Origin of the sequence: Clostridium sp. LS, from assembly GCF_002760435.1 — a bacterium.
Lineage (GTDB): Bacteria > Bacillota > Clostridia > Clostridiales > Clostridiaceae > Clostridium.
Genome location: NZ_AUUU01000065.1, coordinates 36,796 through 58,955 on the forward strand (window position 1 = coordinate 36,796; position 22,160 = coordinate 58,955).

The 22,160-nt window shown below is 30.1% G+C and carries 21 protein-coding genes and 1 other annotated feature; of the genes, 3 read left to right on the forward strand and 18 right to left on the reverse strand.

The window, feature by feature from the left end:
• Positions 1–438 precede the first annotated feature (438 nt).
• The gene (locus tag COL3_RS15350) at positions 439–2,547 is read right to left on the reverse strand and encodes an anaerobic ribonucleoside triphosphate reductase (protein ID WP_008422814.1); all 2,109 of its coding nucleotides are present in this window, start codon (positions 2,545–2,547) and stop codon (positions 439–441) included.
• Between the two features lie 357 nt (positions 2,548–2,904).
• On the opposite strand from COL3_RS15350, the gene COL3_RS15355 reads away from it, so the two are divergent.
• On the forward strand, positions 2,905–3,753 hold the full coding sequence (locus COL3_RS15355) for a DegV family protein (RefSeq protein WP_008422816.1): 849 nt from the start codon (positions 2,905–2,907) through the stop codon (positions 3,751–3,753).
• A gap of 114 nt (positions 3,754–3,867) precedes the next feature.
• Positions 3,868–4,074: a hypothetical protein gene (locus tag COL3_RS15360; protein ID WP_008422819.1), complete on the forward strand. Its 207-nt coding sequence runs from the start codon at positions 3,868–3,870 to the stop codon at positions 4,072–4,074.
• A 131-nt stretch (positions 4,075–4,205) separates the two neighbouring features.
• Here the strand turns inward: COL3_RS15360 and COL3_RS15365 are convergent, their stop codons facing one another.
• The 14 genes from COL3_RS15365 to COL3_RS15430 form a co-directional block, all read right to left on the reverse strand.
• A complete protein-coding gene (locus COL3_RS15365; protein WP_008422821.1) occupies positions 4,206–4,397 on the reverse strand; it encodes a ferredoxin in 192 nt (63 codons plus the stop codon).
• Between the two features lie 125 nt (positions 4,398–4,522).
• Entirely contained in the window at positions 4,523–5,362 is an 840-nt protein-coding gene (locus tag COL3_RS15370; protein WP_008422823.1) for an Mrp/NBP35 family ATP-binding protein, read from the reverse strand.
• A gap of 21 nt (positions 5,363–5,383) precedes the next feature.
• Positions 5,384–6,220: a hypothetical protein gene (locus COL3_RS15375; protein WP_008422824.1), complete on the reverse strand. Its 837-nt coding sequence runs from the start codon at positions 6,218–6,220 to the stop codon at positions 5,384–5,386.
• The gene (locus COL3_RS15380) at positions 6,210–6,980 is read right to left on the reverse strand and encodes a prolipoprotein diacylglyceryl transferase (RefSeq protein ID WP_008422826.1); all 771 of its coding nucleotides are present in this window, start codon (positions 6,978–6,980) and stop codon (positions 6,210–6,212) included. The genes COL3_RS15375 and COL3_RS15380 overlap by 11 nt, the downstream gene beginning before the upstream one ends.
• A gap of 228 nt (positions 6,981–7,208) precedes the next feature.
• A complete protein-coding gene (locus COL3_RS15385) occupies positions 7,209–7,775 on the reverse strand; it encodes a hypothetical protein (RefSeq protein WP_008422828.1) in 567 nt (188 codons plus the stop codon).
• Positions 7,776–7,787: 12 nt separating this feature from the next.
• Entirely contained in the window at positions 7,788–9,662 is a 1,875-nt protein-coding gene (locus COL3_RS15390) for a hypothetical protein (protein ID WP_008422830.1), read from the reverse strand.
• Positions 9,663–9,759: 97 nt separating this feature from the next.
• Positions 9,760–10,611 (reverse strand): 16S rRNA (adenine(1518)-N(6)/adenine(1519)-N(6))-dimethyltransferase RsmA, encoded by an 852-nt coding sequence (gene rsmA, locus COL3_RS15395; protein WP_008422832.1) that lies wholly within the window; start codon positions 10,609–10,611, stop codon positions 9,760–9,762.
• Positions 10,612–11,169 (reverse strand): ribonuclease M5, encoded by a 558-nt coding sequence (gene rnmV / locus COL3_RS15400; protein ID WP_008422846.1) that lies wholly within the window; start codon positions 11,167–11,169, stop codon positions 10,612–10,614.
• Positions 11,170–11,339: 170 nt separating this feature from the next.
• Positions 11,340–12,392 (reverse strand): 3D domain-containing protein, encoded by a 1,053-nt coding sequence (locus COL3_RS15405; protein ID WP_008422847.1) that lies wholly within the window; start codon positions 12,390–12,392, stop codon positions 11,340–11,342.
• Between the two features lie 249 nt (positions 12,393–12,641).
• Positions 12,642–13,442, reverse strand: a complete 801-nt coding sequence (locus COL3_RS15410; RefSeq protein WP_008422848.1) for a TatD family hydrolase — start codon at positions 13,440–13,442, stop codon at positions 12,642–12,644.
• A gap of 246 nt (positions 13,443–13,688) precedes the next feature.
• Complete coding sequence (gene metG, locus COL3_RS15415) at positions 13,689–15,626, reverse strand: methionine--tRNA ligase (protein WP_008422849.1); 1,938 nt, start codon at positions 15,624–15,626, stop codon at positions 13,689–13,691.
• Positions 15,627–15,723: 97 nt separating this feature from the next.
• Positions 15,724–15,967, reverse strand: a binding site (T-box leader).
• Positions 15,968–16,056: 89 nt separating this feature from the next.
• Entirely contained in the window at positions 16,057–17,304 is a 1,248-nt protein-coding gene (locus COL3_RS15420) for an aminopeptidase P family protein (RefSeq protein ID WP_008422850.1), read from the reverse strand.
• Positions 17,305–17,423: 119 nt separating this feature from the next.
• Positions 17,424–17,951 (reverse strand): nucleoside recognition domain-containing protein, encoded by a 528-nt coding sequence (locus tag COL3_RS15425; RefSeq protein WP_008422851.1) that lies wholly within the window; start codon positions 17,949–17,951, stop codon positions 17,424–17,426.
• A 54-nt stretch (positions 17,952–18,005) separates the two neighbouring features.
• The gene (locus COL3_RS15430; RefSeq protein WP_008422852.1) at positions 18,006–18,581 is read right to left on the reverse strand and encodes a nucleoside recognition domain-containing protein; all 576 of its coding nucleotides are present in this window, start codon (positions 18,579–18,581) and stop codon (positions 18,006–18,008) included.
• Between the two features lie 110 nt (positions 18,582–18,691).
• Between COL3_RS15430 and COL3_RS15435 the strand changes: the two genes are divergently transcribed.
• On the forward strand, positions 18,692–18,877 hold the full coding sequence (locus COL3_RS15435) for a hypothetical protein (RefSeq protein ID WP_008422853.1): 186 nt from the start codon (positions 18,692–18,694) through the stop codon (positions 18,875–18,877).
• Between the two features lie 92 nt (positions 18,878–18,969).
• Here the strand turns inward: COL3_RS15435 and COL3_RS15440 are convergent, their stop codons facing one another.
• The 3 genes from COL3_RS15440 to COL3_RS15450 form a co-directional block, all read right to left on the reverse strand.
• Positions 18,970–20,343, reverse strand: coding sequence for an MATE family efflux transporter (locus tag COL3_RS15440; protein WP_008422854.1), 1,374 nt, complete (start codon positions 20,341–20,343; stop codon positions 18,970–18,972).
• Positions 20,340–20,780: a MarR family transcriptional regulator gene (locus COL3_RS15445; protein WP_008422856.1), complete on the reverse strand. Its 441-nt coding sequence runs from the start codon at positions 20,778–20,780 to the stop codon at positions 20,340–20,342. The genes COL3_RS15440 and COL3_RS15445 overlap by 4 nt, the downstream gene beginning before the upstream one ends.
• Positions 20,781–20,957: 177 nt before the next feature.
• A complete protein-coding gene (locus tag COL3_RS15450; protein WP_008422857.1) occupies positions 20,958–21,956 on the reverse strand; it encodes a LacI family DNA-binding transcriptional regulator in 999 nt (332 codons plus the stop codon).
• Positions 21,957–22,160 lie beyond the last annotated feature (204 nt).

Consider the following 22,160-nt stretch of genomic DNA (forward strand, 5'->3'; position numbering starts at 1 on the left):
TGTATATTTATAATATCATATAAGAGTAAAATTACACAAGCTCTATTTTCTTATTTTGCAATGAAATAGCATTTCTCCTTCAAGTAATTTTAAAAATCAACTAATTTAAAGGAAAATCGTATATATTATTGCAAGTTTTTTTTCTAATATTGCAAGACTTTAACCAATTAAACTTTTACTCCATTAACAAATTTACGCTTTTTATTTAGTATTTATACCAAATAGTTACACTAATTAAGTCAATAAATTACTTACAAGGGACATTTATCCCCCCTAATATATAGATATAAAAAACTATGCTAAAATAAGTTTCGAACTGATGAGTTTTTTCTCTTATTTCAACATAGTTTATTTAAGTTAATGATTTTAGGTTAAAAATAATCATAGATTATTGCACTTTAGTTTAGATAATAATGATTACCTGCTTTAATATATATTCTAATAGTTATGTCCATGATTTTCTGTATGAGATACTCTATCTTCTCTTTCATGATATTTTCCAGAACCGAATCTTTCATCTAGACTTAAATATCCTGTAACCCTTGAAACTCCTTGTATGTCTTGGCTTCCACACTTTGGACATTTGCATTCATTATTATGAAGATAAGTTCCACATTCCCTACAATATCTTATATGAAAGTTAATACCTACATAACTAATATTAGTATGCTTGTATGCATAGTTTATTATATTCATAACTGTTTCTTCATCTGGTGAATCATCTACCTCTATATAACTTATATGTCCACCATTACAAAGCTTATGATATGGAGCTTCAATATCAATTTTTTCTTTAATGGATATTGGGTAAGCTACAGGTACGTGATAACTATTTGTATAATACTCTTTATCCGTTACACCAGCTATTAAACCAAATATCTTTTGATCTTGCTTTATAAATTTGCCCGAAAGCCCTTCTGCCGGAGTAGCATAACAACTCCAATTTAATTTATATTCTTCTGTTAGCCTATCACAATATTGTCTCATATATTCAACAATTCTAACACCTAATGCTCTTGCTTCAGCATCTTCCCCGTGATGTTTACCTATTAATGCTACTAAAGTTTCAGCTATACCAATGAATCCAATCCCCCAGGTACCCTGCTTTAATATTGGTTCTATTGAATCGTCAGGGCCTAAATTTTCAGCCCCTTTCATTAGTCCTTGACCTGCAACAAAAGGTAAATCCTTAACTCTTAATTTTTTTAATACGTCATATCTATGCATCAAAGATTCTTTAGCTAATTCTAACCTTGAATCTAATATTTCAAAAAACTTATTTATGTCGCCCTTAGCCTGAAGTCCTATTCTTGGAAGATTCAAAGTTGTTGGTGCTATATTTCCTCTTCCTTTGCATCCAGGCTCACCATTTACATTCTTCATTAAGTAAGTTCTGCAACCCATAGTTGCTGGAATATATCCTCTATCATAATATTCCTTATTGAAGTCAGCATCAATATTCATGAACGTTGGATTCATTCTTTTAGCAGCTACTCTACAAGCTAGCTTGAATAGATAGAAATACGGATCACTTTCTTCTCTGTTAACTCCCGCTTTAACTCTGAAGATTATGTTAGGGAAAATAGGTTGTTCACCCTTCCCAAGCCCCTTCTCATATTCTAAAAGAAAAACTTCGCATACTAATGCAGCATCTGAACTAGTTGGTAGCCCAATATTAATTGAACTAAACGGAACTTGTGAACCAGCTCTTGAATGCATTGTATTAAGGTTATACACAACACCTTGCATAGCTTGCTGTACTTTCTTTCGGACCTTCTTTTCTAACAATTCTTCTATCTTATCTTGAGAAACTCCTAATTCTTCTAATTCTTCTCTAATTTCATCTCTAGTAGGATTAACAAACATAGCCATATCATTATCAAAGTCCGGGTGAGATTGACCACCAAACATATCATTTTGAGTTGATTGTAGTAATATACATGATAGCTCAGCTGCTGTTTCTATTCTTCTAGGTGCATTAATTGTTCCATATCCTGTATTAAATCCGTTTTCTAGAATTTCCTTAGTTGGAATATGGAGACAGTTTACAGTTAAATTATAGCTGTCTAAATCATGATAATATAAATCTCCAGTTTCATGAGCTCTTGCTAAATGCTTCGGCATTATGGCTAAGGTATTCCATTTATTTGATTCAGATGCAATTCTTAATAATTTTGAACTGAAGTTATTTCCTACATTAGCATTATCTCTATCAGTTTCAATTCCAATTTGTCTTATAGCTTTCATTAAATCTGATTTTATTTCTCTAACCTTAGTTCTTTCTTGTCTGTATGATGAATACGCAATTGCTATATCTTTGTGCCCCTCATCCCTTAATGATCTCTCTACAAAATTCTGTATTTGTTCTACTGTTATTGATTTCTTATACTCCGATTCAATATATGTTATAACTTTATGTACAGTATCTAAAACCTGACTCTCTTTTAAATTTAAACCGATTTCATTTGCTGATCCTTTAATTGCTTGGGCTATCTTGTCTGAATTAAATTCAACCTCTCTCCCATCACGTTTCACAACATATAGCATTATTATTCCCTCCATGGCACAATATATAGTATCTTATTACCGTACTATTATACTGTATTAGGTATTCATTAGCAATACTTCTAATTTTTTATTTTAAAGCCACTAGATTTTAATTATCCTTATTTATATCTTATTATCTTTCGATTTATTTAATTTTTGCGATATTTGTATAGTTGACTTATTATAATTATCCTCTAGAGTTGTTTTTTACTTGGTATTTGATATTTTTCTAACTTCTATCTATAGAAAAAATTTATATTTTTAATTATTTTCATCCACTATAATTAATTAAAAATATAAATTATGCAAATAGTGTTATAATTAAATTAAGATTAATTACAATTGGGGGGAATTAAAGTGGATAAAATAGCTTTAATAACTGATAGTGCTTCTGATTTAAGCACTGATTTTGCAAAAAAGAATAACATAAAAATAGTACCATTTAAAATTATATTTTCAGATAGAGAATACGATGATGGAATAGATATAACTCCAACAATGCTTTACGAATCTTTACCTAAGGAAATCCCTACTACTTCACTCCCTAGCGTTGAAAAATTCACTTCTGCCTTAGAAGAAGTGAAAAGCAAAGGATACACCCATGCAATTATAATAACCATATCTAGTGGTCTTTCAGGTGCATATAATTCTGCAAGAATTGCTGCCGAAAATGTTTCTGAAATTGAGACTTTTGTATTTGATTCTATGACTTTAACTATGTCTGAAGGAGCTATGGTTATTGAAACTGCAAATTTAATAAAAGAAGGAAAATCATTCAATTATATTATAAATGCCTTACCTACATTTAGAGATAAAATTGATGTATTCTTTACGATAGATACTTTGGAATATTTGATAAAAGGAGGTAGAATAGGCAAGGTGGCTGGTACCATAGCTGACGCCCTTAACCTTAAGCCTATTATAACTGTAGGAAGTGATGGGATATATCACACTGTTTGCAAAATTAGAGGAATAAAACAATGCATTTCTCGGCTAACAAGTTTACTAGAAACGTACCTTTTAAAAAATAAGTGTAAAGTTTGGATAATGGATGGAAACGCCCCAGATAAAGCTGAACTGCTTTATAATTCAATAAAACATCTTCCTAATATAGTAGAATGTACTTTAGGTGGTTCAATAGGACCTGCTCTCGGAGTTCATACAGGACCTGGACTAGTTGGTTTTATAGTTGAAAAGATCGACTAAAAAATAATATACAAATTTCATCAATTTATTTTTCTTAATATTCTTCTTTATGAATACTTCTATTTTTATATGTAAATAATAAAGAATAAATTATGTGAAAGGAAGTATTCTAAAATGAAAGATTTTGTATTAGATTTAACATATAAAGATGCCACTATAGTAAATAGTAATGATGATATTTTCACTATTTCATCAAATAAATTGCCCTATACTTCTGTTACTCATCATATAATAAATTTAAACCAAGGCAGTTCAATTCATACTAACAATCATAATAAAAATGATAAATTTAACATTTTTAATTCCATTGATTGTATGTAATTTTCATATTTTAGTTTATTTAATAATGTTATTTTTGTGATTGTGCCTAATATGAAAATAGGATTGATTTTCTACAAGAAATCAATCCTATTCTTATATACCTTTATTTTTCTTATTCTACAATAAATAGTTTATTCTTCAATAACAATGGCGTTTACAGGACAGCTTTCTTCTGCTTCCTTTGCTTCATCAGCACAACCTTCTGGAACTTCGTCAACTACAGCTCCTGCTTTCCCGTCATCCTCCATTTGAAAGCATTCTGGACAAATAGATGGACATAATCCACATGCTATGCAAGTATCTTTATCAACAATTGGTTTCATAATTATTTCATCTCCTCTAATATAAATTACATAGCTTATTATTTCCCAAGAAATATAGATTATGTATATATATTAGAATTAATTAAAATACTAGAATAAATTTATATTCAGAATAGTTATCTACATTAATATAAACCTTCAAAAATCAATGAGTATAATGAACTTTCCTTAACATATTCTTCAGCTTTCCCCTCTTCTAATGCCTCTGTAAGCTCAATATTAATTGGTAATTCTCCTATTAGTGGAACCCCCAAATAGTCAGCATTTTCCTCTGAAGATTTTCTGCTAAATACTCTTATTTTCTTTTCGCAATCTGGGCAGCTTATATATGCCATATTTTCTACTACACCTTTAATTTTCACACCAATCTTTTGCGCCATGATAACAACTTTCTTAACGATCATTGACACCATATCTTGAGGCGTAGATACTATTACTATTTCATTTATTGGGAATTCCTGCATTACAGTCAATGCTATATCACCAGTTCCAGGCGGCATATCTATAAGCAAGTAATCAAGTTCTCCCCAATTTGTTTCTACAAACATTTGTTTCAATACACCTGTAATTACAGGCCCTCTCCAAATAACAGGTTCATCTTCTACTGCTGTTAAAAGATTCATTGAAATTATTTTTATTCCACTCTCTGTCTCAACAGGTTCAAATCTTACCATATCATTTTCCAAAGGAATTATAGTTGCTCTTTTATTATTAACACCAAAAAATCTTGGCATAGATGGACCTGTAATATCTGCATCTAATACTCCTACCTTATAGCCTTTCTTTGCTAACATAGCAGCCATTATTCCTGTAACAGTCGATTTACCAACTCCGCCTTTTCCGCTTATGACTCCAATAATATTTTTTATATTCCCATACCTTGATGATAATTTTAAACTTTCTTCTTTACATCCTGACCCTTTAGATTGACATGTATCCTTACTCTTACAATCTTCACAACTCATTATATGTCCTCCTTAAATTCCTTACCAGTCTTGTGGCATTTTATTTGGATCACTTACTTTAATATCCCAATCCTTGTAGTTATATTCTGCTGATATATAATAACTTTCAAAAGACTTATCTTTTTTATTATCAACAGTTATTAAAGTCTTAAATACCGTACTGCTATATCCTCTGTTCTTAACTTTAATTATTGTATCAAAATCTCCATTATTATTATTTACTATATTAGCAGTAGGTAAAACTTTATTTAAATTTTTCTTGAATTCTTCTAAATCCACAGAGAAAATATATTTTAAACAATCTGTATCCCCATTAATGTCTATTCCAACCTTATTTCCATTTGATAAGCTGTCCTTTTTACTTTCAATAACTTTCAATATTGATTGATAATATATGTATTCAAAATCCCTTGGTTTTCTAATAAACGATAGATTTTGCATTATTGTATTTTCTAAATTTTTTGATACTGAAAAAGCTTTATCTTCATTATAAAAGTTTCCCGTATCCCGTTCATTCGCTCCAACTACATATTGATACTTTTTGACATCATCACCAATATATATTTCGAAAGTATAATCTGGATCAAGAGAACTCTTTTTCGAAACCTCACTACCTTCTGACAAAAGTTTATAAATATCATCAATTGCTTTACTATCAGTAACAATAAACCTAAAACCTGTATCTCTAACATTTTGTATTACAATCTTATCTACCTTATTTTGTTTTATATATTCAAACTGCTTGTTTCTAAGATTCATCTTAACTTCTAAATCCTCAATAAAAGTACAACCTGACAGCATAATGCTTGAACTTAATAGCATAGCCAAAGCCATAAGTATAAACTTTTTATTTCTCAATGTTTTTTTTCGCTCCTTTAAAAATCTTATGATTGTTAAAAATTATTACTCCTAGTATTAAAGTGAATATCGCAATAAATTGTGATGTAGAAAGAATTCCAACACTCCCCCTTGGATCATCTCTTAAGAATTCTACCATAAATCTTCCGACGCTATATATTATTAAATACAAACCTGCAACTTTACCAGTCTGTCTTTCTTTATTACTATAATATAGCAGTAAAAAACCTAATAAAAAATCAAAAACTGAAGAATAGATTTGAGTAGGTTGTAAATGTACTCCCGCTGGTGCAAGAGATCCCTTAGGAAATACAACTCCAATAGGCAGTTTAGTTTCTTCTCCATAACAGCACCCTGCTAAAAAACAGCCTATTCTTCCAAAGCCTTGAGCTATTGCTAGTCCTGGGACTGTCATATCAAACATTTCTAGTATATTCCACCCCTTTTTCCTGCAATACAAATACATAGCTAAAGCTCCGCCACCAATAGCACCATAAATAACAAAACCATACCCAAGATTAAATAATATGCTTGGATCCTTTATAATATCATTTAATTCAGTTATTATAAATAATACTTTTCCTCCAAGAACTCCACCTAGTACAGCAAAGATAATTAAATTTAGTAAAAAGTCCTCATTAAACCCCTTCTTTTTTCCTTTGTTTATAAATAAAGCTGCTGCAACAATTATACCAATTGCAATCATTAATCCATAACTCTTTATTTGTATCCCAAATATCTCAAATAATATTATCCTCATTATTGTCCCCCAAACGTGAAATAAGTATCAAGGAGAAGCCATCTCTGCCTCTCCTTGACACTTAAATTATAATACTTATCCTTATCCTTGGCAAACTTAATTTATTTACTTAAGAAAGGTTCAAACAAAACTTTCAAATAAATTTATGTTTTACTCATAGAAAACTATTAACTAAGCAATCCTCCCTATGAAAGTATAAATGTACTTAAATATAATTATACTTCACTTTTAAGATGATTTAATACTTGAAATAATAGTATTAATGATAGTCTTCATATTATCTTTATAATCCTTGGCTTTTAGATTGAATAATACTTTTATTGTTTTACCTTTTTCTAAGTTTAAATAATAACATTCATTTTTAAACTCATATCCATTTTTTACAGACGTTTCATATTCAGCTAGAACCCCAGAATTGCTAGAGTTCTTAAAAGGCATTACTTCTGAGTTATAGTACTCTAAATATTGACTATTCAAATCATTTTCTGCAAATACATTCAAATCTTCCTTGGTGTTTATTACCTCTAATAAACCAGTAAGCTTATTATTTTTGTCTTTAAAATCTAGTCTATAACTCACATATTGATCTTTACTTTCCTTTTCATCTACACTCCATTCGCTTGGCAAAGATATAGTATATTCATTTTCATTGAAGTGATATTCTTTAAATTCACTTATTCCCTGATTCATGAGAACAACTTGTTCAAAATTCTCTTTGAAAAAACCTTGAGTTATAGCCAGAATCAACATTAATGATAACAATATTGACGTAACGATTAACTGCTTTTTATTCATATGAATATTTCCCTATTTGGTTGGGATTACAATCGAAGAATTTTTAAAGTCGTAGAACATTAACCAATATCCTCTGCCATTACTGCTATCATTGGTCCATGTTACAAAACCTGTTCTTCCGCCATATGGTTGATCATTTTTATCTTTGCTTCCTGGTATTGCATATACAATATACTGAATATCCCCGTTTCTATTACACTTATATCCCAATAAATAATGGCCTGTTTTGCTAATGTAAGGATAATAATTTAACATAGGATAATAAGCTAATGTATATTGATTATAATTTGAATCATCAGACAAATCCTCTATACTATTTACGTTAATCTTATACCACTTACAATGATTTATATCTGCTAAACTGCCACTATAAGGCTGAAAACCTTCTGCAAGTTTTTCAAAATATAGAGTTATTTCTCCATTTATATTAAATCCTTGATTTGTTGCTGGTTGTTGCTGGTTACTTATACTTGGTTGTTGACCCCCACCTAAATCCAACTGATTACAATTGCATGGTGTCATTGTTCCTCCAGTAGGCCCTGTAATCCCTGTAGTCATTGGACTTGTTGATCCTATTCCTGTTTGACTTGTAGTTCCTGTGCTAATTGGAGTTATTTTTTCCATTCCTGTTTGGCCCATGGTTCCGGTACTAATTGGAGTTATCTTTTCCATTCCTGTATTTGTTTGCCCGGCAGTTCCCATTCCCACTTGGCCTGTAGTTCCTGTTCCTGATTGTCCTACATTCCCTTTGCCAGTATTACTTAAATTCCCCTGTTGAATGTCCTTCTCATATCCATCAAAATCTATTAGATCCATCCTATCTAATTTAAAGTTTTCTTCTATCCTCTTAGAATTAGTTTGTATATAATTAAAGTTGTCATTTTCATCTCTGTGTTTCTTTTCTAACTTAAATTTCTTCCATGTGAAATTATAATCTTTCTTATACTTTATAAAACCATAGACTTCAATGTCTTCACTTATCTGATTTATTTTTAGATCTATTATGTTTTCACAAGGATCTAGCTTCTTAGCTAATTTATTAATGACTGCTTCTATATCTTCGTTCTTCTCTAAACTGTCATATTTTCCAAGTTTATCACATTCATCACATTGATAATATTTTTCATACTTTTCTTTCTTATCGCATTTATCACACTTATCATGCTTTTCATGTTCATCACACTTGTCATGTTTCTCATGTTTCTCATATTTTTCATAATCTTCATCACATTTGTCATATTTTTTGTTTTCTTTATTTTTATGCCTATCTTCATCTAAGGTATTTATTACCTCTTCATTCTTCCTTTCAGCAGGTTCATCTTGTAGTTGAGTTGGTTTTACAGCATTAGACTCCACTTCATTTGTTTGTGCTATTGCCGCTTTGCTGGTTGCATCAGAACTAATAACCTCTCTCTTTTTAGGTTCTGAATCTAATTTGTTGATGTACTTTTTAGAATCCGCTTTTATAAATTTGAATTTTCTCCAATTATCAGCCGATTCCTCTCCATTCATGAATCCATGCATTATGAACTCTGGCTCGTTATTTTTTATCCTGCATATAGCAGCCCCTGATATTTTTTCGTAAGATATTCCTAGCCCAGCTATGTTATTGACATAATACTCTTTGCTGGTATCTCCTTTTCCAACTTCATTTATTGCCAAAGGGCCTAAATCAATTAATTGTTTCAAGTCCCTTTTACAACAGATAAGTACCATAGAATAGTTATCTTCTTGTCTTAGATTTTGAGCATAAAAAGACACTTTGCATTTATCGCCTTTTGCTTCAACTTTAGCATATCCAGACAAAGTTTTATCACTAGAGTTAGAATATCCTCTTTCATCTTCTTGTAATATTATAAAATTTCTATACAATTTATTATGTGCCAAACCCTATATTCCCTCCGCATATATTTATTCCATATATTATATGCCGAAGATTTATTATTATGATTTAATTAAAATTCAAAGATAATACATACTATCTTTAATCTGCAATTTTTATATCAAATATGCAATCTGCTAATAATGCAAACTCTTCTAAAGATAGAGTCTCAGCTCTTCTTTTAGGATCAATTCCTGATTTTTTAAATGCTTCTTCTAATTTTTCTTTATTAACATTAAGAGTTTTTGCTGAATTCCATAACGTCTTTCTTCTCATATTAAAACCGTTGCGCACCAATTCAAACATTAAATCTACATTCTTAGTTTTTACTCTTGGCTCAGCTAATCTATCCAATCTTATTACAATAGACTCTACTTTAGGCCTTGGCATAAAGCAAGTTGGTGGAACTCTTCTTATTATACTTGTATTGCAGTAATACTGAACTAAAACAGATAGTGACCCATATTCTTTGCAATTGGGTTCAGCGTTAATCCTTTCTGCAACTTCTTTTTGAATCATTATAGTTAATGACTTAAAATTATACCCTTCTTTTAAAAGCTTAACTATTATTGGAGTAGTTACATAATAAGGCAAATTAGCTACAAGTTTAACGCTTTTCTCGTCTCCAATAAGTTCATTAAAATCTACTTTAAGAGCATCTTTATGTATTAATTGAAAATTCTCATTTTCACCTAGTTCTTCTTTAAGTATTGGAATTAGGTCATTATCCAATTCAATAGAAGTTACTTTTTTAGCTTTCATTAACAATTGAGCAGTTAAAGTTCCTACACCTGGACCAATTTCTATAATAAAGTCTTCATTATTTACATCTGCTCCATTAACTATATCTCTAAGCACTGAATCATCAACTAAAAAATTTTGGCCGAGACTCTTTGAAAACTTAAAATTATACTTTTTAACCAACTCTTGAGTTTTAATATCTTTTAAATCCATTTATTTATTACCCACTTCCAATTGTTTTTCTATCTCTTCTATAGCATTAGTAAATTCTTCTTTAGTTATTCCATAATTATTTAATCTAGAAATCATCTGAGCTGCATTTCCATAACCTATTCCTAATATTTTACCAAGCATGCTTCTTCTTACTTTTGATGTACTATCTCCTGTAAGTTTAAAATAAAACATATCTTGCATATTATAAAATTCTTGTTTTTCTATTTGTGTTATTTTAGCCATTTCAAGTGCCTTTAAAATAACTTCTGGAGATGCATTTTCTACTCCTATATCTCCATTTTTAAGCCCATCTTCTTTTGTAATATATGCGTGCTTTATGCCCTTAACTCTCTTAGATATTATTCTTCTTATCTTTTCACCTGCAAAGTCTGGATCTGTTAAAACAATTACTCCTTTTCTTTTTTGCGCTTCTTGTATTCTTTCAATTACTTTAGCATTTATACCAAATCCGCCAACAGCTATTATTTCTGCATCTAAAGCTTTTTTTACCGCATCAACATCGTCTCTTCCTTCAACAACGATTACTTCTTTTATCAATACTATACTTCCTTTCATTTATTACTATTTACTTTTAGTATACAACTATATCTATTTAAAACTAATTAAGATAATTATCATCTATTTTACCTCATTATCTAATAATATGATAAAATCTAAGTAATTTAAAGAAAAAAATAGAGATAACAAATGTTATCTCCTTCAGCAAGTTACCATTCCCCTGGATAGGCAACTATTAATACATTGACTGCTCTTCTACCCCAATTATTACATTCACTTGACGAATTAAGGTATATGTCAATTCTGTTGCCCTTTATAGCACCACCAGTATCAGCTGCAATGGCATATCCATATCCATCTACATAAACTTTACTTCCCAACGGTATTACTGATGGATCAACTGCAATGGTACTTAAACCACCCTCATTTCTAACAGGTGTTCTTCCTGTAGCAGTAATTGAATGATTACTATAAGCAGTTGCTATACAGCTAAGTTTACTCTTATAGGTTATGCTATCTCCACCTCTACTCGCATAAACTTGCCCAGTTCCCTTCACTACAATTTCATTTTGAGGCTCCAAAATAGTTTTAGTACTCTTTATATTACGAGAAATTTCTATTCCATCTTTATATATTACTTGATAAGTGATCTCCTTCTCTCCATTGACCCCTTTACTCTTAACCTTTTGAACGCTGCTATCAAGATTTTCATCTTTTTCAACTATTGTATCGAAGTTAATTTTTTCTCTTTCTACAATGTCTTTTGATTCTACTTTAACAAGTTGCACATTTAAATTGCCTTCTACTTTAGTATCTAGCGAAGGTGCTACTTCATCCACATCCTTGTCAAATTCAATTCCTTGATCTTTTAATGTATCTTTCTCTGCATCTAGCATATCCTCAACCGTATCCTCTGCTGTCTGCACTTGTACTTTTACCCCGTTTACATTAATTTCTACGGGAACAGCTGTCTTTAATTTAATAGTTTCTTTCCCAGATACTTTGGATTCTAAGGATGGTTGCACTTTATCATGCATACCTAGTTGTATGCCTTTTTCTTGCAACACATCTTTAACAGTCCCCTTGTACGTGACAAAAGTTTCCTCTTTTCCGTCTATACTAATTATGAGCGTTTTTCTCATACTCATTATCGTCACTACTGTAACAACTACTACTGCTATTGCAATTGTTCCTGCTATAAATTTTGCCTTCGGACTGTTAGAAAAACCTTTTCTAATAAATTGTTTTAATTTTTCTACCATTATCTTTCCTCCTTTGGCAAGAGTGTCTTTTGAATTATATATTAATATTCCAGACCTGTCAAATTTGTAACCTCTTGCAATATAATGAAGTATAGTAATAATGCACTCTGTGCATAAAATATATAATATAAAAATGATAGCGATTTCAATGCTACTTCATTATAAAATGGAGAATCAATCGATATTTCATGATAGAAGTTTATATTTAATTTGTTATAAGTAGAATATGAAAATTAATTAATGAGTGTACTAATACATTTTACCTTGATTTTCCTTTTTAATCAACCTATAAAAATTCTCATTAAATCGCAAATTTGCTTCATATGGATCAATTTCTTTGATCTCAGCAATTTTTGTTATTATATATTCAATATAATCTGATTTATTTCTTTTTCCTCTGTTTGGTTCAGGTGCCATGTATGGGCAATCAGTTTCAACAAGAATTTTTTCTAATGGTATTTCTTTAGCTACTTCAACAATCTTTTTTGCATTTTTAAAAGTAACTACTCCAGTAAACCCTATATAATATCCAAGTTTTATGCATTCTCTTGCAAATTCTACGCTGCCTGAAAAACAATGAACTACACCTGTAACTTCTGGAAACTCTTTCATTATTTCTAAGGTATCATTATGTGCATCTCTATCATGGATAACTACAGGATAATTTAAATCTTTTGCTAAAATCATTTGCCTTCTAAACACATCTTTTTGGATATCCTTTGACGGATTCTCATCCCAATAATAATCCAATCCAATTTCTCCAATTGCTACTATCTTATCGTTATTTTTTATGTAAGCTCTAATTTCATCTATGGTATCTTCTTTCATTTCATTCGCGTTTTCTGGATGTATTCCTAATGCCCCAAATATAAAGTCATAATCTTTAGTCAATCTATCTGTAGTTTTTAAACTATCATATGATGCTGCGCAATTTAGCACTCCAATAACTCCATTTTTATTAATTTCTTGTAATACTTCTTCCCTATCTTCATTGAATGCTTCGTCATCATAATGTGCATGGCTATCTATTATTTTAAATTTCTCTTCCATAAATTAAAATTCCTTTCGCTTCCTGATAATTTAATCTAACATAATAAATAAAAATAAATTTTAGAAATTATTTAACAGCTTCTAAAATTATATTTTTTTGTCACGTAAATGACATATTTCTGACGTAAAATTAACTTGTAAAGTAGTTAAAGCATTATTATTTACCCCTTTTAACCGTTAATTTTATGGTTAAAGAACGCTTCACCCCCCTAAGTGAAGCGTTCTATTTTTTTACAAATAATATCTTTATCTAACTATACTGCCTGTTTCAAGATCTCCTGGATCTACTGCCTTTAATATGCTATCATCATCAGTTGCTGCACATAAAATCATTCCTTGTGACAACTCTCCTCTAAGTTTCGCTGGTTTTAAATTAGCAACTAATACTACATTTTTTCCTACCAATTCTTCTGGTTTATAATAATTTGCAATTCCTGACACGACCTGTCTTTCTTCTCCACCTAAGTCTACTTTTAATTTCAACAATTTCTTAGCACCTTTTATTGGTTCACAAGCTAATACTTTAACCACTCTTAAATCGATTTTCTCAAAATCCTCTATTGTGATTTCTTCTTTTATCGGAGTAATTTCTCTCTTTGCAGGCTGTGATGCTGCTCTTAAAGCTTCAAGTTCTTCCAATTTTTTATCAACATCTATTCTTGGAAATAAATTTTCAGCTTTAATCACCTTAGTTCCTGCTTTTGTTCCATCAAACGACTTTAATGAGTCCCATGAAACTTCTGATGTATTAATTTGTTCATTAATTTTTCTAGCTGTATCTGGTAAAAATGCTGAGATCATTACTGATACAAATCTAAGACTTTCTGCTAAGTTATAAAGAACTGTTCCAAGTCTAGCCTTTTTACTATCATCTTTAGCTAATATCCATGGAGTTGTTTCATCTATATATTTATTAGCTCTCCTTATTAACTCAAAAACATATTCTAATGCTTGCGGAATATTTAATTCATTTATTGCTGCTTCAATTTTAGCCGGTGCAGCAATTGCTAAACTTATTAGTTCATCATCGATAGCTTCTTTTTCAGCTTGTGCAGGCATATCCCCACCAAAATACTTTTCAACCATGGCAACTGTTCTTGATAAAAGATTACCTAAATCATTACATAAATCAGAATTTATCTTCTTTATAAATATTTCATTATTAAATAAACCATCTGCTCCAAATGGAATTTCTTTTAATAAGTAATATCTTACTGGGTCTACCCCAAATTCATTTACAAGAACAACTGGATCAACTACATTACCTTTAGATTTTGACATCTTTCCACCATCAACAAGCAGCCATCCATGACCAAATACTTGTTTTGGAAGCGGTAATTTTAAGGCCATTAACATAATTGGCCAATAAATTGTGTGGAATCTTAAAATATCCTTCCCTATTAAATGTACATCTGCTGGCCAGTATTTATCGTATAATTCTGTATTTTCTTGACCATATCCAAGAGCAGTTATGTAGTTTGATAATGCATCAATCCAAACATAAACAACGTGACTTTCATCAAAAGTTACTGGTATTCCCCAGTTAAAACTTGTTCTTGATACGCAAAGATCTTGAAGTCCTGGTCTTAAAAAGTTGTTTAACATTTCATTTTTTCTTGATTCTGGTTGAATAAACTCCGGATGATCTTCTATATATTTTATTAATCTATCAGCATATTTACTCATCTTGAAGAAATATGCTTCTTCCTTTGATTTTTCAACAGGTCTCCCGCAATCTGGACAATTTCCTTCTGCTAACTGGGTATCTGTCCAAAATGATTCACAAGGTGTACAATACCAACCTTCATAAGAACTCTTATATATATCTCCTTGGTCATATAATTTCTTAAATATATCTTGAACTGCTTTAATATGATAATCATCAGTTGTTCTAATGAATTTATCATAGCTTATATTCATCATACTCCAAAGTTCTTTAATGCCCGCAACAACTTCATCTACATGTTGTTTAGGAGTAATCCCCTTTTCTTCAGCTATTCTCTGAATCTTTTGACCATGCTCATCTGTTCCAGTCAACATCATTACATCGTACCCTGTCAATCTTTTAAATCTTGCAAGAGCATCAGCAGCTACTGTAGTATAGGTATTCCCTATATGAAGCTTTGTTGATGGATAATAAATAGGTGTAGTTATATAGTATGTTTTTTTACAGTCTTTACACATTATTTGTGTTCCTCCTTATATTCAAAATCATTAATTCTAATTTTCCTTTTAAAATTCAATATATAAAAAAGTCTCTATATAGGTATATTAAAACCTACATAGAGACGTATTATACGTGTTACCACTCTAATTCCTGCTTACTTCACAATAAGCAACTCAGTAGGTGACCATCATCACCCTGCAATATAACGGTTGCTACCGTACTTCCCTAACCAAATAACATTGGCTCAGAAAACATGCTCTAAGACCATCTTCATAAAATTCACAAACGCTAATTCTCAGCATACATTAGCTCTCTTATAGAATGATTCTTTTACTACTCTTCTTTTCACTGCATCTTACTTCATTTAACATTATATATTGTACCTAATTTTCCTAATATAATCAAGAATATTTAAAAAAATCAAATATTCCTCATATAATTTAGTATTTAATTATTCATGAATTCTTCAATTTCATGAACCTCTTTAATCATATTTTTAGTTAAAACTTCACATCCATCTTTAGTAACTAAAATATCATCTTCAATTCTTATTCCTATACTCTCTTCACTTATATATATTCCAGGTTCTACTGTGAACACCATTCCTTCTGTAAATATAAATTCCCTTCCTTGCACTCCTAAATCATGAGTATCTAATCCTAAGCTATGCCCTATGCTGTGCCAATAATACTTGCTAACTTCAGTTTTTTCTTTTATAATTCCCAATTTAATACACTCTTCAGCAATTAAATCTTTTGCCCAAATATTTAATTCTTTTGAATCAACACCAGGTTTTATTTTCTTGATTACCGCCTTATTTACTCTAAGAACAGCTTCATAAACTTCTTTTTGCCTATGTGTGAACTTACCATTAACAGGAAATACTCTTGTAATATCTGCATTATACAAATTCCATTGTGCACCTAAATCAAATAATATTAAATCGCCATCCTTTAATTCACTATTATTTTCTACATAATGAAGTATAGTTGCATTTTTTCCTGCTGCTGCTATTGTTCTAAAAGCTAAATCCTTAACTCCTTTAGTTTTACATTCAAAATCAAAATACGCTTCAAGTTCATATTCCTTCATTCCAACTTTTGCATTTTTCATTAAAGATTTTACACCATTAATTGTTATATCTATTGCTTTTCTCATCTCTACTATTTCTTCATCAGATTTAACCATTCTAAGTGGTGCAATCTTATTGGAAAAATTCTTTATTCTTACCTGTGGGTACTTATTATTAATTTCCTTTGCAAAGATATTGGCAATAGAATCTGCTTCATCAATATCCTCTCTATCTAAATCTAAATATAAATTTACTTCTTCGGCACCTTTAATTAATCTATTTATATAAAAATTAAAATCCTTTAAGTATACAACATCTTCTATTCCTGATATTTCTTTTCCCTCATTATCTCTTAACGTTTTTCCATTCCACATCTCTTTATCTAAATCTAAATCCTTTAAAAATAATTTTTCATTTATAACATCTTTAAATTTTGATAATACAACTACATGTTCTTGTTCTTGAATCCCAGTTAAATAATAAAAATTTCTATTAGGAGTAAACTGATATAATTCATCTCCAGTTTTTTTGCATGGTTTTCCTGAAAATAGAATTGCTATTGAATTATTCTCTATAGTTTCTATAAATTTTTTTCTGTTTTCTATATATGTGCTTTTATTCATAAATTCAGCCTCTTTTCTACTACAAGTATTTTAGTTCTCTAAATATGATACTGCAAAAATTTATACAAATAAAGGCATTTAGCTGTATCTTATAAAATAATGTACGATTAGTTATTTGTCTATTTAACTAAAAATAAATTTACCATAAAAATAGCCATAATTATGGCTGTAAGATCTGCTAGAACTGCTGCCCATAACGTATGTCTTATTTTCTTTACCTTAACTGCGCCAAAGTAAACTGTAATTGTATAAAAAATAGTTTCTGTACTTCCCATTACAACTGACGCTATTAAACCTGTTCTAGTATCCGGGCCAACACTTTTTATTAAATCTGTAAACACACCAATAGCTCCGCTTCCTGATAATGGTTTTACTATAAGTAATGGTATAAGCTCCTTTGGTAATCCTATTAAATTTCCAACAGGAGCTATTATATTATTTAGTAAATTCATTAGATTTGCTTCCTTAAATATTTGAACTGCAATTATCATAGCTAATAGGTATGGAAATATTCTTAATGTTACCATTAACCCTTCTTTAGCACCTTCGATAAACCATTCATAAACCTTTCTACCTTTAAACATGCCATAGGTTATAATAAGTAAAAATATTATTGGGATTATGCTTTTACTTAAATAATTAAACATAGTATTTATTATCCCTCCTACAAAAATATTTATAATAACAATATTTTAAACTTCTCAAAAATATCTCTGTAAGATCTTACAACATACTACACCAACTACGGCTGCTGTGGCAGTTGATATTAATGTTGGCAATATTATCACACCCGGATTTGTGGAATTGCAGGCAGCTCTTATAGAAATTATTGTAGAAGGTATTAATTGGATACAGGTTGCATTTAATACTAAAAAAAGCGCCATGTCATTTGATGCTGTTTCTTTATCCTTATTAAGTCTATCCATTTCCTCCATAGCTTTAATACCAAAAGGGGTTGCTGCATTAGATAAGCCCATCATATTAGCAGTAAGATTCATAACTATAGCCCCTAACACCTTTTCATCTTTAGCAGCCTCTTTAAAAATACGCTTTAAAATAGGCTTTAACAATTTAGATATTTTCTCTGTAAGACCGCTATTTTCAGCCACTTTCATAACTCCGCACCAAAAGCACATTATTCCTGTAAGTTCTATTATAAAAGTAACAGTATTTCCGCTGGAATTAACTATTGACTTGGAAATAACTTCACCATTGCCACTAAATAATCCAACTAAAACTCCAAGAAATATTAAAAGAAACCAAATATAATTTATCATATTTTCCTCCATAGCATAATTATTCTTTACATTTATATTCCTTGCACTTATTTTTTAGTAGTGATAGGATATAATTACTAAACATAATTACATTTAAAAGGAGAACTTTTATGGACAATTTAAATTTAAAAATAGCTCAACAAGATGTAGAGGAAGCTTTAAAAACTGTCGAGGACATTGAAAAGTTTATAAATAATAAAGAATCTTCAAAGGATCAATTAAAAGAAAAGTTTATTGACCTATCATCTAGAGTTCAAAAATTAGAAGATATTTTAAAGAGTGAAGGAATCCTTTAATCTACATAAAATGTATAAAAGCACAGCTATCATCCGCTGTGCTTTTTGTATGTTATTATATTTGAATATTCTCTTATAAAAGTTCAATAAATTTAATTTTCTAATGCAACTTTTTGTATTTTTTTATTTCCAACTAAATCCTTTGATTTTTTTATAAACACTAATACTGTTATTATAACAGATAAAAAATCAGATACTGCTCCAGCAATCCATATACCATCTAACCCCTTAAATATAGGAATTATTATCAGACATGGTATTAATATTATTACTTGCCTTAATAAACTCAAAAGCATTGATATTTTAACATTTCCGATTGATTGAAAATAGTTAGTAACTATAATCTGTCCCCCTACAAATGGCAGCATAATTAGAAATATTCTCATACCATGTGAAGTAACTTCTATAAGTGATGGATCATCATTGAAAGCTATAACAAGAATTTCTGCTGCTCCCTGAATTACTATAAATCCTATTGTTACTATTACAGTAGCCGCTACGGCCCCATATTTTACAGCTTTCTTAACCCTATCATATTGTTTTGCACCAAAATTATAACCTATTATTGGTTGAAGTCCTTGGTTTAGTCCAAAAATAGGCATTAGAAATACCATAGCCAAACTACCTATAATAGTCATTGCACTTACTGCTATATCGCCTCCATACTCTTGCAACAAGTTGTTAGCCACTATTTGAACTGCACTTTGAGCAATTTGCATACTAAATGGACTTACTCCTATTGCAATAATACTTAATACAATTTTTCTATCAAGCCTTAAGTTTTTCTTTTTTATTTTGAGGGTACTTGAGCCTTTTGTAAAATAATATAGTATCCATATACTGCTGATAAATTGTGCAACCACAGTTCCAAGAGCTCCACCTCTTACTCCCAGCCCTAATCCAAATATAAATATAGGATCTAAAATAATATTTATAATAGCACTCATAAGCATTGATGCCATTGCTATTTTAGGACTTCCATCACTTCTAATTGAATGATTAAGTCCAAAACTAATCATATTAAAAATACATCCAACAAAAATTACTTGGATAAATTCTTCACCATACCCTAGAATATTTTCGCTTGCTCCAAACATTTTTAATAGCGGATTTGCAAATATCAACCCAAATAATGTTAAGAAAATACTTATGATAATTATTAAGGTGAACGCATTTCCTAAAAGCTTTTCTGCACTTTCTTTGTCATGTTCCCCAAGTTTTATTGATATCTGTGTAGCTGTTCCAATTCCAATTAATAGACCAAACGCCAAAATTATAATCATAAGCGGCATAGCTACCCCAACACCTGCCATAGCAAGATTTCCTATTCCTTGTATATGTCCAATAAATACTCTGTCTATTATATTGTATAAGGTATTAACAAGCATACCTATAATAGCTGGTATTGAGAATTCTAATAACAATTTTCCTACGCCCATTTCTCCCAGTCGTTTTTGATTATTCATGAACTTCCCTCCTTGTTAATCAGAGAACTTTTTGATAACTTCTCTAATAGCTTCGCTAGTTCCTCGGATTCTTCATCAGTAAAATTACTTCTAATCTTGCTTTCCCATTCATCCATTATTAGATATACTTCTTCTTTTATTTGTTCTGCTTTTTCTGTAACTTGAAGTTTATAGGCACGTCTGTCATTTTCTTTTTTTACTCGTTTTACATATCCTTCATCTTCTAATTTTTTTATTGCCCTTGCTGTAGTTGCCTTATCTAATTTCACTTTCTCCGTTAATTCCTCTTGAGTAATGCCATCATTCTTATAAAGATTTAGTAAAAATAAATATTGACCTGCTCCTATTCCAAATTTACTGAATTTCTTGCTAAAATAAATACCACTAGCTCTATGAATTTCACCAATGTATTTACCTATATGTTGGTAACACTCCATATTTTTTCTCCCCTATAATTATTTAATAAATAGTTGTGTTTGCAACTATATAAATAAAAAACAATAAAGAACTGCTTCAAAATAATTTTCTACTATCTTGAAGCAGTCTTTTATAAGAAACATAAATTAAATATCATAAAAACTCTATGACTCAGCCTAAAATTTGAATCATTACTTTTAAACTGTACTTTCTCTTTCAACTAATTGATGTTCTAAAACATAATGTGGTTCATCTAATTCTTTTTTGCTTAGAAGTTTAATAAGCATTCGCATTGCAACTGATCCCATATCATAAGTTGGTTGAGAAATTGTTGTAATCTTAGGATAGAATATAGATGCTGCAAAATTATCATTAAACCCAACAACACTTACATCTTTAGGGACCTTTACTTTATTATCTCTTAAAGCATTTATTGCTCCCATGGCAATATCGTCCGATGCACATACTACACCCTTGAATTTCTTTTTTTGCTTTAAGAATTTTTGTATTCCTTCATATCCGCTTTTTACTTTCATTGAACTTAAATAAACCAAATCAGGGTCTATCTCTATTCCGGCTTCCTTCATAGCATTTTCATATCCAACATATCTGTCTCCCCAAGCATTTCTGCTCTCTTTTTCAGTTCCTATAAAGGCAATTTCTTTTATTCCTTTTTCAATTAATAGTTTAGTACTATCATAGCTAGCTTTAACATTGTCAATAGTTACACTTGGTAATACTCCATCTTTATCCTTAGTTTCAACTAGCACAGTTTTTAGATCTAATTCATTAATTAATTCTAGTATTTCTTCATTTAAAGAACTACTCATATAAATTACACCATCAACCATTTTTTCTTTAAGTACCCTCAAATATTCTTTTTCTTTTTCAATATCAAGGTCTGAATTACACAATATTATATTGTAATCGTATATATTTGAAACGTCTTCAGCACCTCTTACTATTTCTGGGTAAAATTGATTTGATATATCTGGAAGTAATATCCCTATTGTTTTTGTTCTTTGAGTTTTTAAACTTCTTGCGACTATGTTCGGTCTATATCCAAGTTTCTTTATTGCATCTAAAACTTTCTTCTTAGTGTCTTCGTTTACTACATCGATATCATTTAAAACTCTAGAAACAGTTGCAATTGATACTCCAGCTTCCTTTGCAACATCCTTAATAGAAGTAGCCATTTTTCATTCCTCCTTTGAATTTTTTCTAGATAATCTCATTATACTAATATATTACATTATAAATCAACAGAACTTACAATAAATTATTATATTATTGTAAGTTTTGTCAAAAATCATAGTTTTTAAACTTAAATTCATAATTTTATTAAATAGTCTAAACATACATATTTCTATCTCTTTGCTAAAAAAATCAAATGACTAGGA

What these genes read in the sequence shown, in the direction of transcription:
- COL3_RS15435 (WP_008422853.1), top strand. Translation starts at nt 18,692, where the DNA reads ATGGACAATTTAAATTTAAAAATAGCTCAACAAGATGTAGAGGAAGCT.
- COL3_RS15380 (WP_008422826.1), bottom strand. Translation starts at nt 6,980, where the DNA reads ATGAGGATAATATTATTTGAGATATTTGGGATACAAATAAAGAGTTAT.
- COL3_RS15420 (WP_008422850.1), bottom strand. Translation starts at nt 17,304, where the DNA reads ATGAATAAAAGCACATATATAGAAAACAGAAAAAAATTTATAGAAACT.
- COL3_RS15440 (WP_008422854.1), bottom strand. Translation starts at nt 20,343, where the DNA reads ATGAATAATCAAAAACGACTGGGAGAAATGGGCGTAGGAAAATTGTTA.
- COL3_RS15350 (WP_008422814.1), bottom strand. Translation starts at nt 2,547, where the DNA reads ATGCTATATGTTGTGAAACGTGATGGGAGAGAGGTTGAATTTAATTCA.
- COL3_RS15405 (WP_008422847.1), bottom strand. Translation starts at nt 12,392, where the DNA reads ATGGTAGAAAAATTAAAACAATTTATTAGAAAAGGTTTTTCTAACAGT.
- COL3_RS15365 (WP_008422821.1), bottom strand. Translation starts at nt 4,397, where the DNA reads ATGAAACCAATTGTTGATAAAGATACTTGCATAGCATGTGGATTATGT.
- COL3_RS15410 (WP_008422848.1), bottom strand. Translation starts at nt 13,442, where the DNA reads ATGGAAGAGAAATTTAAAATAATAGATAGCCATGCACATTATGATGAC.
- COL3_RS15370 (WP_008422823.1), bottom strand. Translation starts at nt 5,362, where the DNA reads ATGAGTTGTGAAGATTGTAAGAGTAAGGATACATGTCAATCTAAAGGG.
- COL3_RS15445 (WP_008422856.1), bottom strand. Translation starts at nt 20,780, where the DNA reads ATGGAGTGTTACCAACATATAGGTAAATACATTGGTGAAATTCATAGA.
- metG (WP_008422849.1), bottom strand. Translation starts at nt 15,626, where the DNA reads ATGTGTAAAGACTGTAAAAAAACATACTATATAACTACACCTATTTAT.
- rsmA (WP_008422832.1), bottom strand. Translation starts at nt 10,611, where the DNA reads ATGGATTTAAAAGATATTAAAACTCAAGAGTTGGTTAAAAAGTATAAT.
- COL3_RS15425 (WP_008422851.1), bottom strand. Translation starts at nt 17,951, where the DNA reads ATGTTTAATTATTTAAGTAAAAGCATAATCCCAATAATATTTTTACTT.
- COL3_RS15430 (WP_008422852.1), bottom strand. Translation starts at nt 18,581, where the DNA reads ATGATAAATTATATTTGGTTTCTTTTAATATTTCTTGGAGTTTTAGTT.
- COL3_RS15385 (WP_008422828.1), bottom strand. Translation starts at nt 7,775, where the DNA reads ATGAATAAAAAGCAGTTAATCGTTACGTCAATATTGTTATCATTAATG.
- COL3_RS15450 (WP_008422857.1), bottom strand. Translation starts at nt 21,956, where the DNA reads ATGGCTACTTCTATTAAGGATGTTGCAAAGGAAGCTGGAGTATCAATT.
- COL3_RS15360 (WP_008422819.1), top strand. Translation starts at nt 3,868, where the DNA reads ATGAAAGATTTTGTATTAGATTTAACATATAAAGATGCCACTATAGTA.